The sequence below is a fragment of the Leptothermofonsia sp. ETS-13 genome (assembly GCF_049200465.1).
Lineage (GTDB): Bacteria > Cyanobacteriota > Cyanobacteriia > Leptolyngbyales > Leptolyngbyaceae > Leptothermofonsia.
In genome coordinates this window covers 1,120,733-1,132,828 of record NZ_CP120836.1, presented here as the reverse complement: position 1 = coordinate 1,132,828, position 12,096 = coordinate 1,120,733, and the positions used below count along the sequence as shown (strand labels likewise).

Sequence of the window (12,096 nt, the reverse complement as noted above, 5' to 3'; positions counted from 1 at the left end):
GAATATAGGTGCAAATCCGGAAAAATATAAACCGGAAAACTAAATCAGTAGACCACCCATATGACAGGTGAAAAAACTTCAGGATTGATAGTTAGATATTACGCAGGAGATTATATCAGACATCTTTGCCATTACGGAATGGCTCAGAGATCAAATGACTCAAAGGTGACTTTAAATACTGTTGAATTGCCCCTAGTGACTTCTAGGGTTCCCTCCAGTTGTTTCACCAAACCCATGACCAGTTGCAGCCCCATGGATCGAATCTGGTTTAAGTCAAAATCAGGTGGCAACGTATCTCCGCTGTTACCAACTGCAATTGTAATTTGCTGATCTGCCTTATCCAGGTTGACAAACAGTTCTCCTGTTTGCTTCTTGCGAAAACCATGCTTCAATGCGTTGGAAAGCAATTCATTCAAAATCAACCCACAGGGGACTGCCTGGTCAATTTGGAGGGAAATTGCTGGATTAATGACAAGATGAAGGGTAACCATTTGAGGTTGAATGTTGTAGACTCGAGACAGATTATTGACCAGGGTTGGCACGTAGACAGTAAAGTTAACGCCTGAAAGATCAGAAGATCGGTAAAGGTTCTCATGCACCAGCGCCATCGAATCAACCCGATTCCAGCTATTTTCCAAGGCAGAACGTAACTGGGGATCATCAACTCGGTTTGCTTGCAGATGAAGCAGGCTAGAAACTATTTGAAGGTTATTTTTGACGCGGTGGTGGATTTCTCTTAAAAGAACTTCTTTTTCACGTAGAGATTTCTGGAGCTGAACTTCTGCCTGTTTACGTTCGTTTTCCATGTGTTTGCGATCGCTGATATCAATGGAAACCCCAACGTACCCAATATATTGTCCTTGCTTATTCTGCAAAGCAGACGTTGCTGCTAGGACTGGGAACGTACTCCCATCCTTGCGTTGCAAAAGAAACTCCCCTTCGGTACATTGGTTTTGCTGCAGTTTGGCAAAGGCCGCTGCAATAACCTCCTGTTGATCAGCTAGAACAATCACCTCAAACAGCGATCGGCCAATCACCTCATCCGCCGTCCACTGATACAAAGTTTCAGCAAAGCGGTTCCAGTAAATAATGGTTCCCTCAAGATCAGTACAAATGACCGCATTGCGTACCTGATTCAGCAAATTAGCCTGAAACCAGATCTCCTGTTCGACCCGTTTGCGATCACTGATATCCAAAATCACACCATCGTAAACCACATCACTGCTGGGTTGGCGTTCAGGACGGGCAATGGCCTGAATCCATTTAACCTGCCCTGAGGGAGAAAGCAACCGAAACTCGGTGGAAAAAGGCTGCAAATTTTTGATTGAAGCAGAAATGGAATCCTGGAGAAGTTGAACATCTTCTGGGTGAACAATAGACCACAGAACGGAAGCCTGTAGCGCTGCCTCAGTCGTAAGCTCACAAATTGCGCAGAATTGGGGACTGACATAGGTCATGAGGTAACTTCCATCCGAATGCACCACTCCTCGAAAGATGCCCCCTGGAACATTTTCGGTTAGGCGGCGAAACTTGGCCTCACTCTGGCGTAGGGCGGTTTCAGCAATCTTGCGTTTGGTAATGTCTTCGATCATGCAGATAGCCATCTGAATCTGTCTGGCTGCATTGATAACCACTGAACAGATCAAATTTCCCCAAACAATGTGCCCACTTTTGTGGATATACCGTTTCTCCAGCCTGTAAGCCTGCCTCTTCCCTTCCAGAATTTCTTGAATGAATGGTTGCTCAATCGCAATGTCTTCCGGATGAGTAATCTGGTGGTAATCCAGATGCATCAGTTCCGCTGCACTGTAGCCCAGTATGTTGTGTAGCGCCGGGTTGGTTTGGGCCAGCAGAAAATGGGGTGGAAACATGACCGCAATGCCAATTTCTGCGTGTTCGAAAATGGCGCGGAACTGTTCTTCGCTCTGCCTCAAAGCATTTTCAATCTGTTTGAATTCTGTAATATTGGTGCTAGTACCCACAATCCGGTAAATACGAGAATGCTGATCCCGCAGCGGGGTCAGGTGGGTCAGCCACCAGAGATCCTGTCCTAAAAAGGGCATATATTCTACATAGGAAATGGTCGCTCCCGCGTCTACACAACTTTGATAATTCCTGCGGGCAGATGCGGCGTCTTCAGTAGGCAACACCTGTTCTGGAGTTTTGCCCTGGATGTCTTCCGTTGAAAGCCCTGTTACTTTTGAATGAGCGGGGTTCAATCCAACGTAGCGAAAGTCGCCATTTTCCAGAACATCGATTACAAAAACTCCTTCCTCAACCGTTTCATAGATGCTGCGGAGAAATTGCTCTTTTTCTTGCAAAGCCAGTTCCAGATTTTTGCGCTCCGTAATGTCTCGATGAACAACCGCATAGCGATAAATTTGTCCTGCCCGGTTGTAAATTGGAAAACTCCAATCCCACAACCAGCGAATGGAACCATCCGGTCGAACAATGCGATATTCATCATCGAAAAATTCTTCGCCTTTCAGCTCTTGTTCAAACTTGCTCTGAATGCGATCGCGATCGTCCGGGTGCAGCCTATCCAGCCAGGAAGCAGGGTTCTCATACAGAGCCTCGCAGGAATGTTGATACACCTGCTCATAGAGCTGGTTGACGTATAGCAATTTCCCCGTGCCAACTTCCTTTAGAAGGAAAATATCCTCAATGTTTTCGATAATCTGATGGAGTTGTTCTTCGGTTTGTCGGAGTGCTTCTTCAACCTGTTGCGGTTCCGCATCACTTTTGCGATCGCTCATTGTGGTATTGGGGGCGATCGTCGCTTGCAAATGTTCAATGAAGGCGCACTGTAATTTTTCAACTGGAATGATCCCGGTTACTTGTCCCTGCTGATTAAGGACTGGCAGATAGCGAATGGAGGATTGCCGAAATTTCTGCCAGATGACCCCCAGATCACCCATTTCTGACTCATCTAACGTGACCACTGGCCGGGTCATGAACGCCGAGATGGGTGTACTGTCTAAATCGATCCGGTGGGCGATCGCCCGCATCACATCCTGCTCTGTAACCAGTCCAATCAATTGCTCCTGCTCCAATACCAGAGCGCAGCCCACCTCCATCTGACTCATGCACTGAACCACCTCCATCACTGGAGTATCAAATGCAACTATCAACAGACGGCTTTGGGCATTTTGAATCAGAGAGTCTCGACCAGGAAAACCTGCCTGAACCACGATTTCCTCTTTTGCACAAGAATCAAAAACCCGATGATTCTATGATGACCAGATTTAGACTGGTATGGCGATAGGTAAGCTCACGAGTAGAGCAGAGATAGGGGCTGGGGTAGGGGCTGAGGGGTTGTTAGTCGTTAGTTGTTGGTTGCTATAACGATCCTATCTGGATTGTGAAAAGGGCGCAGGAATCCCTTTTCACAAAGCCCTTTCATTTCACGAACCATTTAGGACTGCTAAAGAGAGGAGGGGTAACTAAAGAGAGGAGGGGTAAAGAGTAGAAGATGGATCAATCAGTGACCATTTCGTATTAATCTTTGGGTTGGATCAGGCATCGGTATTATGCAGCTTGAATTTATTACAGTTGAAGAATTTTATTTTGCACTGACACTGGCAGTGCGCACGCTAGAAGAATTAACCACTCCCGGTTTGTCAGAACAGGTTCGCAAGCGGTTAGAAGAGAAGTGCGGGCAGCCTTCTACGGTAGTCGCTGCCAGCCAGAACACTTACAACTACGTATTTCGGGTGAAAGAAGTAGACAATAGCCCTGCTCCCCAGCTTATCCTTTCAATCGCAGATTGGCAGGGTCACCTGCGTCTGAGTAGCGACTATGGCTGGACCTTAGACTCCGATCGCAAACCCATTCGTACCGAAAAATTTGCCCAACGAGGTGCCTTTTCCCAGCAGGTACGATCCCATCTACAAGATTGGCTCCAAATTCCTTTGCTGTAAGTAGGTAGTCATCATTAATTTGTATAGTCATCATTAATTTGTAAAGGTTGTAAAGGGGGGAGTGGGGGCTGCGCCCCCAGGCAGGGGGTTTCACCCCCTCCACCCCCGAAATTATCCTGAATTTAATTGCGCCTAACTACTTAGTGAGAGGGGCGAGAAGAAAAAATGAAAAGTATGGTTCTAGAAAATTTCCCAGAACCAAGTGGCGATCCTATCTAGTACAGCAAGACGAAAGTTTTGTTGGGGTGCAGGGTTCCACCCTGCACCCCGTCCTAACCATAATGACTACCGCTATAGCATTTGTAACACTAGTAGTCTGCCAGGCAGATTTTGAAGGTTTGCAACCCTTCAAAACTCCGTAAATTGGTTTTTCTGGGTTTAGATAACCCGGCAAAGTTCCTTTAGTGAACCACTAGGTTGTGGAAAGGAATTCCTGTGGAATCCTTTTTCACAAAACCCTTTCACGAGTCATTCAGGACTGCTATCCTAAACTAAACTAAACCGAAATATGAGAATACCGTAGCTTCCCATCCTTCTGCTAATCCTCAAATAGCTGTGAAGCAGATGTTCAGGAATTGGTAGCCTGGGCCGCCAGAAGTTGCTTCAGTTTTTCCAGCTCCTGGGCCCAGCGGGGATCGGGTTGAACATCCTGCTCAACTTGAGTACTGGTACCCGTGTTGCGCCGAGATTTATTATTGTTGTTCTTGCGTCGATTGCCACCATTTGAACCACCCGAATTTTCGGTTGTTTCGTTGGGCTGGTCTTCGCCTTTGTCCTTATCTTTAGTTCGAGGTTGAGCACGTTCGACCTTGAGCGAGTTTTCCTTCAACAGGTAGCCATTGAATTTCTCAATAATCTCATCAGCTTGCTCGTCATTTTTGACGGTGACAAAACCAAAACCGCGACACTTATTGGTCTTTCGGTCAGTGATGATTTTGGTAGAAATTGACTCACCTGCGTCAGCAAAAACGGCCTCTAACTCCTGGCGACTAAGCTCTTCAGGTAAATTGCCTACATAGAGACGGACGGACATGGAAATGGTACCTCCAGACTGTGATTCAACTAGACGTGCTTAAGCACATTAACCCAATACGGCTGTCGCCAGCCGAGTATTAAAGTCTGTGTTTGATAACAACCAGCATTCCTCCCCTGCCAGGTTTGACAATAAACCTGCTATCCAAGAAACTCTTGCCCCTGCTCCCCTCACTTGTCCTTTCATGCCAAATTGCAGAAAGCCCGGAGTTGAGTGGTTACTTTGCGGATTCTTCGTCATCACAGCAAGGTTGAAAATAAGCATTTTGCTTCTGTTTTGTGATGTCAGAATTTTTATGCCATCCATTAAGGTATCACGGTGAGTAGGGCGCAAGCAGAGGTAAATCAGGATTTCTGGTTTCAGTTAACACTCAGTTTCTAGATGTAATTCAAATTCCAACGTTTTGTACCAATTTGGCAAACCTAAAACCACTAAAACCCATTTCAACAACTTATATGTAGATAAAGCGGCACTTTGAGATAGAACCAGGACGACCAGTCGTAATGCTCTGCATACTTTCTGCCCAGCATTAACTACTCATTTACATTAGAAGTGAATTGCGGCGACTCACATTGTAAAGAAATCTAACACTTCTCAGGATAGGGATGCAAGGGAGGAGCTAATGCAGGCCGGCAGAAATAATTGTTCAATGCCGTCGGGTGGGTGGATGGGTAGATGGGTAGATGAGTGGATGGGTAATGGGTGCTTATTCTAGCTGAGGCAGCGAATGGCTTCTAGCATTCCCCTTGCTTTATTAAGGGTTTCCTCATACTCCTTTTCGGGAACCGAGTCGGCAACCAACCCAGCCCCCGCCTGTACACTGACTGTGTGTTTACCGCCTGCTTGAGAGCGAACAACCATTGTGCGGATGGCGATCGCAGTATTCAACTGCCCCTCAAAATCGTAATAACCGTAGGCACCGGAGTAAGGTCCCCGGCGGCAGGGTTCTAAATCATGGATGATTTCCATCGCCCGAATTTTAGGTGCGCCGCTGACAGTCCCTGCAGGAAAGGAAGCTTTTAGCAAATCCCAGGCAGTTTTGTCAGAAGCAAGCTCTCCCACAACATTGCTGACGATATGCATGACATGAGAGTAGCGCTCAATCACCATTAATTCATCGACCCTGACCGTACCATTGACGCAAACTCTACCCAAATCGTTTCGACCTAGGTCTACCAGCATAACGTGCTCGGCTATTTCTTTGGGGTCTTGCAAAAGATCTGCTGCCAGTTCGGCGTCTTCCAAAGCAGTTTTGCCCCGGCGACGGGTGCCCGCAATAGGGCGCACAACGGCTACCATTGGCCCATCTGGAGCAGGTCGTTCTGCTTTCACCATAACCTCAGGGCTGGAGCCAATGATCTGCCAGTTGCCGAAGTGGAAATAGGCCATGTAAGGTGACGGATTGATCAGCCTTAAGGAGCGATAGAGAGCAAAGGGTTCCCCCTCGTATTCCGCTGTCAGTCGTTGGGATAAAACTACCTGGAAAATGTCTCCTGCTCGAATATGAGCTTTGGCTTTCTCGACATTGGCACAGAATTGTTCTTTAGAAGTGTTGCTGGTAAAGGCAAGGGTAGAGGGCGCGCGCGTGCTTTCTGCTTCCTTTGACGTTTCAGGAGGTTTCCAGGCCAGCATCCGGGCCTGTTCAGATAGGGGCGATCGCAGCTTGTTGACCAGTTGGGTGACGCGATCGCATGCCTGCTGATAGGCCGTTTCCAGATCCGGGCTCTCTTGCAAGTTGGCATAGGCGATCGCCCAGATTTTGCGCTTCACCTGGTCAAAAATCAGCAAATTGTCTACCTGCATCCATAACCCATCCGGCAAATCCTCTTTTGTAGAGGGATAAACCGGAACGCGGGGTTCAATCCAATGAATGAGTTCATATCCCCAGAAACCGAACAATCCCCCAATCCCTGGTGGAAGTTGAGGCAACTTGACCGGATGATAGGGTTCTAGGCAGCGGGCCAGGGCATCAAACGGGTTGCCTTCAAAAAACTGAGTCGAACCATCTCGAAAAGTTTGAGTGGTTCGGTTTCCCTGCGTTTCCAAAACCCACAGCGGATCGCACCCCAGCAGGCTGTAACGCCCTAACTTCTCACCCCCTTCTACCGATTCCAGCAAAAAACTGTAGGGCTGCCCTGCACAAACCCGGTACCAGGCAGACACCGGAGTATCCAGGTCTGCTATCCACTCCTGATAAACAGGAACAAAATTACCTTGACTCGCCAGACTGGAGAATTCAGAGAAGGAAGGGAAGATCATGTCAGGGGCTAAGAGAGTTGTTGGTTGTTAGTCAAGTGAGGGGTAAGGGGTGATGGGGTAACGGGGTGATCGGGCGATTTGGTAAGGGGGTGAAGTTTCTTTACTCCATCACCCCTCCTCATCCACCCATCCCCCATCCAACTTATCCATCCTCACTTCCCAAATCAATTGACTCATAATGTGGACAGTCTTTACAGGGGCCGGCAGGATTAACGGCGCAGCGGATGTAGGGCGATCGCGCATTAAAGCGGCAGGTCAGGTCTCCAAAAATATAGCCAACTCCTTCAACATAGCGGTGGTCAGAGGCAAGCGGATAACCATAGAATCTACCCAGTCGATGACTAACAGATGGGTTCATCGCCGCCCGAAACTGCGCCCGCGCCCGCACTTCTGCCTTTCTCATCAATAGTAATGAGAGGACTGCTGGAATGAGGGCAGTCAGAATCAAAAGCGCTTCTACCATAGCCTGCCAACCCCACAATCATCGTGACTCGGTTACAACTTCATGTAATAGAACGATCAAAAGCCTGTCTACCTAACTCTCCTCAAATTCACAGTTTATTCAGAAATAGAATGGATACGCAGTGTACGGCTAGCATGAGGATGGGTACACTTCCTACTTCAACTTTAGACCGTGATTTCTTCAATCCCAGCAACGATCAGGTTTTTGCAACAACCTACATCCCAGGCGTGGCTTGACCAGGCACTCACTCACCTGGATATAATTTTGCTCGATCACTCTCACTGTGAGCGAAAAGCGGCAGGAGTGGCGTTGAATCTGATGTTTCGCTATCCCTCCAGTGAGAAATTGGTGCGATCGCTCACTGCGATCGCCAGAGAAGAACTGGACCATTTCGAACAGGTCAACCAGATTCTGGAAGCGCGGGGGATTGCTCTCCGCCCTTTGCCACCACCACCCTATGGTGCAGGCTTGAACAAGCACATTCGCATCCAGGAACCCGATCGCATGCTGGATTCCCTGCTGGTGTCTGCTCTGATCGAAGCCCGCAGCCATGAACGCCTCAGTCTTTTTGGGCACCTACTGCCCCGATCCGAAGCTGGCAAAATTTTATCGCGGGTTAATGGCTTCCGAAGCCCGTCACTACGGAGCTTACTGGATTCTGGCCATCACTTACTTTGATCGTTCAACAGTGGACCAGCGACTAGAAGAATTGGCAACTGTTGAGAGTAATCTACTGGCAACCCTGCATCCTGAGCCCAGAATTCATAGCTAGGGGGAGGGGGAGGGAGGGGGATGAGGGGATGAGCAGAGAATGATGAAGTGATAGAGTAAAGAAATCTCACCCGCCCTACCCCATCACCCTATCCACCCTTCACTAACAACCACTAACAATTATCAATGAATCTCTTCTACCGCGATTTCCTGATTCGTGACTGGCAATCAGGCGATCGCACTGCTGCAGCTGAAATGATTGGCTCTATTCTGGCGGAGTATGGTTTGGGCTGGGAACCGACTGGAGCGGATCGGGATGTGCTGCATGTGGAGGAGTGTTATCAATCTACAGGCGGTGAGTTTTGGGTGGTGGAGCAACATGGGAAGCTGATTGGCACTGCTGCCTACCATCCCATCCAGCGAGGCACTAATGCGGTCGAAATTCGCAAAATGTATCTACGGCCTATAGCTAGAAGACAGGGACTGGGGCGGTTTTTACTGGAGCAATTGGAAGCGGCGATCGCAGCCCGTGGCTTTGAGCAAATCTGGATTGAGACAGTTAGCATTTTGCAAGAAGCCGTCAAGCTCTACGAGAGCAGTGGCTACCAGCCAGCCAGTAGAGTGGAGACAGAAAGGTGCGATCGGGTTTACGTAAAATTTCTGGTTAATCCTTCTCTCTAAAATTACCCTTAACAGTATTTTTATGATCTTTATCTCAGCTTCAAAATCTTTCTTCGCCGTAAAAACACTGTGAGGTTTCCAGTAATAAAAACACTAAAAGTACTAGAAACTGTATTCCTAGACACAAATACTCGGAAATTGGGTTACCGAGAGGCGATCAATAGTGCTTTTATAGTTATAGTCATTGCCAAGTTGCTTAGGACATTAGCTTGGGGCACCCATTCCTACACCTGCTTTGTTATTGCAGTAGTCATTATGGTTAGGACGGGGTGCAGAGGTGGGCCCCCTGGCTGGGGGCTAAGCCCCCACTCCCTCTCTAATTCCAATGTCTTAACGCACCCGCGTAGAACTATACCTGGTCTAACTGGCATAGGGCTGACTGCTTTGCGGAAGCGGAAAGGTGAGACAACTGAAACAATGTCCGAACAGTAATTTGCCTACTTATTAACTTATTAAGCAGAATTAAAACAGTATCAAGTTTGAATACTCCAACGTTTTCGTTGGGGTGTTTTCTTTTAGAAAGTTTACTTTCACCCAATGCTGTTAGCATTGCAGCACAGCCCTAAACATGCTGGCTACAATCACCACTTCAGTAAATAGGTGCACCCTGCCAGATTAGATGAACCAAGGACCAACAATAGTTCGGCAGTGAATCCTGGAGCCCATCAAGTTGCTGAAGAAAGTATATTAGTGAACTCAACAAAGTTTGTTGCAATATGTGACAGTAGGATTGCCGGAACACTTTTATACTTTCTCACTTGCCATGATTGACCTCTATACTTTCACGACTCCTAATGGGCGTAAAGCTTCCATTATGTTGGAGGAAATTGAACTGCCTTATGCCGTTCATATCATTGACATAACGAAGGGTGATCAGTTTACGCCAGAGTTCGTTGCCATTAACCCTAACAGTAAAATTCCGGCCATTGTTGACCGAGAAACCGATATAACAGTGTTCGAGTCTGGGGCAATACTGATTTATCTTGCAGAAAAGGCTGGTAAGTTATTGCCCACCGACCCAAAAAACCGCTTTTGGGTGCTGGAATGGCTGATGTTTCAAATGGGGAATGTGGGGCCAATGTTCGGACAACTCAACCACTTCAAACGATTTGCACCAGAAAAAATTCCCTATGCCATTGATCGCTATGAAAAAGAAACCCTACGACTCTATGGCGTTCTCGATCACCAGCTAGAAAAGCATGAATTTATCTGCGGTGATTACTCTATTGCAGACATTGCCACCTTTCCCTGGGTCGCAGCCTATGAATTCCAGGGACTGACATTGAACAACCATCCTCACCTGAAGCGCTGGTTTGAAACGGTTGCAGCCCGTACCCCTGTTCAAAAAGGAATGAACGTCCCATTGAGAAGTTAGCTGATGAGCCGCTAGAGATTGACTGGATCAAATCATATGAACCCTGCTTCCTTTGAACGGCATCCAGAGCGGGAATGATTATTTCTGTGATGAGGGCATCAGAAAAATTACATTGATGCTTTGCCTTTATAAGGCAGTCTCTACTGCAAGAATGGCTCCATTTGGGGGCAAAGATTCCTTCTGCCAGAAGTCAGTAACCCAGTTTGCGATCGCTTTAGGTAAGGGTAGACCTGTTTGCAGAGTAATGTTTTCGTATTGGATGGTTCCCAGATATTTCCCGATGGTGTTATTGCCCTCCATCATGGTGTTATTGCCCTCCATTCTTTTGTTAATCACTTCTTGTTAATCACTTCAGCACATTGATCACCTCAGCAACAGTATCTCCTCTCTGAGCAGAGTGAATAAAGTCAGCACTAGTTCCATTCAGTCGGAACCCAAAATGTTTTTGGGTGAGTGACCGACTCAGGTTAACCATTCTCTAAGCCTCCCAATATAGCTCTACACAGGTGCGCTAGGACATTGGAATTAGAGAGGGAATAGGGGCTTCGCCCCCAGCCAGGGGTGGAACCCCTGCACCCCGTCTTAACCATAATGATTACCGCTATATTCTACTTGTAAGGGTTTTCTCAAACTTGATGAGCCTCTTCAAGACTTTTCTATTCCTGATTCCCCTAGAGTTTGGTAATAAGCTTTGCTTATTACCAAAACAAAGTCGATATTCTGGGGGTTTTGTTTGGGGTGAAAGAGTGGCGTAAGCTACTCTTTCACCAGCAAACCGTGAGAACTTTATTCCTCCTTAGGAGTGCACTATAAATTAGAAACAAATCTCTTCACTTCTTAAGGAGTTCCAGTCACAGTTGCCCACAGGTATTTCTTAAAGGAACCTGCGTCCATTTTTAAGCGCATCTGTTTACACCAGGTATAAATGTCGAATGTGACAGGATCTCCCTGAACAGAAATATTGCCCAGGAGTGCCACCCAATGACTGGGGAATGGAACCGCAGGGGGGCGATCGCTCAGCATCCCTTCGGCGGTAATGAGCGCAAAAGCTGCTCCACCCGCTTTGAGGGCAGCAGTGGCGTCGTTCATTGCGCTGATATCGTTCGTCAAATAGGCGTGGTTATATTTGACCTTTTTATAGCCCAGAATTTCCTGCATCCAGCCCTTCATTTCCCAGGATTTGGTCATGCCTGCCAGATTCCGGATGAGATCGGGGGCATTGGGTTCTACTGGAAACAGCACATTTTCCACATCTCGCAGGGTTGCCAGAATCATCCAGTCGGTTTGGGGCATGCGCAGGTTGCCATAGCTGGAGCGCCGTAGTTCATCCGATGAGGCAATATATCGGGTTGTGCCCTGAAAGCCACCCACCAGATATAGACTGCGGCAGATTTCCACGTAGCGCAGGGGTTGCTTCCAAACCAGTTCTACCAGGACAGAAGCTGGACCACAGAAGGGTTGGCCACCCTGATTGACCTGAAAGGGGTCGCGTACCCGCGATCGCATCTCGGCAATCAGAGTGGTTTTATTCAGGTGAAGCCACGCGCCGGGGGCAAAGGACTTTTCAAAGTCGGCGATCGCTGCTTCTGCCTCCTGCACCCGTGTTGGGTCAGGAGTATAGACATTGGTTAATGTTTCTCTGATAATCGCCATT

12 protein-coding genes are annotated in these 12,096 nt (G+C 47.7%); 5 read left to right on the top strand and 7 right to left on the bottom strand.

Annotated features, from left to right (window positions below):
- Window positions 1-143 precede the first annotated feature (143 nt).
- Complete coding sequence (locus tag P4D80_RS05160; RefSeq protein ID WP_421657842.1) at window positions 144-3,191, bottom strand: PAS domain S-box protein; 3,048 nt, start codon at window positions 3,189-3,191, stop codon at window positions 144-146.
- 339 nt (window positions 3,192-3,530) lie between these two features.
- Here P4D80_RS05160 and P4D80_RS05155 point away from each other — a divergent pair, with 339 nt between their 5' ends.
- The gene (locus P4D80_RS05155) at window positions 3,531-3,920 is read left to right on the top strand and encodes a hypothetical protein (RefSeq protein ID WP_421657841.1); all 390 of its coding nucleotides are present in this window, start codon (window positions 3,531-3,533) and stop codon (window positions 3,918-3,920) included.
- Window positions 3,921-4,488: 568 nt separating this feature from the next.
- Here P4D80_RS05155 and P4D80_RS05150 read toward each other — a convergent pair.
- The 4 genes from P4D80_RS05150 to P4D80_RS05135 all read right to left on the bottom strand — a co-directional run bounded on the left by P4D80_RS05150 (window position 4,489) and on the right by P4D80_RS05135 (window position 7,675).
- Window positions 4,489-4,953 (bottom strand): RNA recognition motif domain-containing protein, encoded by a 465-nt coding sequence (locus P4D80_RS05150; protein WP_421657840.1) that lies wholly within the window; start codon window positions 4,951-4,953, stop codon window positions 4,489-4,491.
- Window positions 4,954-5,001: 48 nt separating this feature from the next.
- Complete coding sequence (locus P4D80_RS05145) at window positions 5,002-5,193, bottom strand: hypothetical protein (protein ID WP_421657839.1); 192 nt, start codon at window positions 5,191-5,193, stop codon at window positions 5,002-5,004.
- A gap of 471 nt (window positions 5,194-5,664) precedes the next feature.
- Window positions 5,665-7,212, bottom strand: coding sequence for an anthranilate synthase component I (trpE, locus tag P4D80_RS05140; protein WP_421657838.1), 1,548 nt, complete (start codon window positions 7,210-7,212; stop codon window positions 5,665-5,667).
- 142 nt (window positions 7,213-7,354) lie between these two features.
- Entirely contained in the window at window positions 7,355-7,675 is a 321-nt protein-coding gene (locus P4D80_RS05135) for a DUF6464 family protein (RefSeq protein WP_421657837.1), read from the bottom strand.
- A 204-nt stretch (window positions 7,676-7,879) separates the two neighbouring features.
- On the opposite strand from P4D80_RS05135, the gene miaE (P4D80_RS05130) reads away from it, so the two are divergent.
- From miaE (P4D80_RS05130) to P4D80_RS05115, 4 genes are all read left to right on the top strand, one after another.
- Window positions 7,880-8,353: a tRNA isopentenyl-2-thiomethyl-A-37 hydroxylase MiaE gene (gene miaE / locus P4D80_RS05130; RefSeq protein ID WP_421657836.1), complete on the top strand. Its 474-nt coding sequence runs from the start codon at window positions 7,880-7,882 to the stop codon at window positions 8,351-8,353.
- Entirely contained in the window at window positions 8,295-8,447 is a 153-nt protein-coding gene (gene miaE, locus P4D80_RS05125; RefSeq protein ID WP_421657835.1) for a tRNA isopentenyl-2-thiomethyl-A-37 hydroxylase MiaE, read from the top strand. The genes miaE (P4D80_RS05130) and miaE (P4D80_RS05125) overlap by 59 nt, the downstream gene beginning before the upstream one ends.
- 125 nt (window positions 8,448-8,572) lie before the next feature.
- The gene (locus P4D80_RS05120) at window positions 8,573-9,067 is read left to right on the top strand and encodes a GNAT family N-acetyltransferase (protein WP_421657834.1); all 495 of its coding nucleotides are present in this window, start codon (window positions 8,573-8,575) and stop codon (window positions 9,065-9,067) included.
- 763 nt (window positions 9,068-9,830) lie between these two features.
- Window positions 9,831-10,442 (top strand): glutathione binding-like protein, encoded by a 612-nt coding sequence (locus tag P4D80_RS05115; protein WP_421657833.1) that lies wholly within the window; start codon window positions 9,831-9,833, stop codon window positions 10,440-10,442.
- A 126-nt stretch (window positions 10,443-10,568) separates the two neighbouring features.
- On the opposite strand, the gene P4D80_RS05110 is transcribed toward P4D80_RS05115, so the two are convergent.
- Window positions 10,569-10,778, bottom strand: coding sequence for a hypothetical protein (locus P4D80_RS05110; RefSeq protein ID WP_421657832.1), 210 nt, complete (start codon window positions 10,776-10,778; stop codon window positions 10,569-10,571).
- Between the two features lie 501 nt (window positions 10,779-11,279).
- Entirely contained in the window at window positions 11,280-12,095 is an 816-nt protein-coding gene (locus P4D80_RS05105) for a hypothetical protein (RefSeq protein WP_421657830.1), read from the bottom strand.
- Window position 12,096 lies beyond the last annotated feature (1 nt).

Excerpts from the sequence above, each read along its gene's own strand:
- P4D80_RS05155 (WP_421657841.1), top strand. The coding sequence starts at position 3,531 with ATGCAGCTTGAATTTATTACAGTTGAAGAATTTTATTTTGCACTGACA.
- P4D80_RS05150 (WP_421657840.1), bottom strand. The coding sequence starts at position 4,953 with ATGTCCGTCCGTCTCTATGTAGGCAATTTACCTGAAGAGCTTAGTCGC.
- P4D80_RS05145 (WP_421657839.1), bottom strand. The coding sequence starts at position 5,193 with ATGACGAAGAATCCGCAAAGTAACCACTCAACTCCGGGCTTTCTGCAA.
- trpE (WP_421657838.1), bottom strand. The coding sequence starts at position 7,212 with ATGATCTTCCCTTCCTTCTCTGAATTCTCCAGTCTGGCGAGTCAAGGT.
- P4D80_RS05135 (WP_421657837.1), bottom strand. The coding sequence starts at position 7,675 with ATGGTAGAAGCGCTTTTGATTCTGACTGCCCTCATTCCAGCAGTCCTC.
- miaE (WP_421657835.1), top strand. The coding sequence starts at position 8,295 with ATGGCTTCCGAAGCCCGTCACTACGGAGCTTACTGGATTCTGGCCATC.
- P4D80_RS05120 (WP_421657834.1), top strand. The coding sequence starts at position 8,573 with ATGAATCTCTTCTACCGCGATTTCCTGATTCGTGACTGGCAATCAGGC.
- P4D80_RS05115 (WP_421657833.1), top strand. The coding sequence starts at position 9,831 with ATGATTGACCTCTATACTTTCACGACTCCTAATGGGCGTAAAGCTTCC.
- P4D80_RS05105 (WP_421657830.1), bottom strand. The coding sequence starts at position 12,095 with ATGGCGATTATCAGAGAAACATTAACCAATGTCTATACTCCTGACCCA.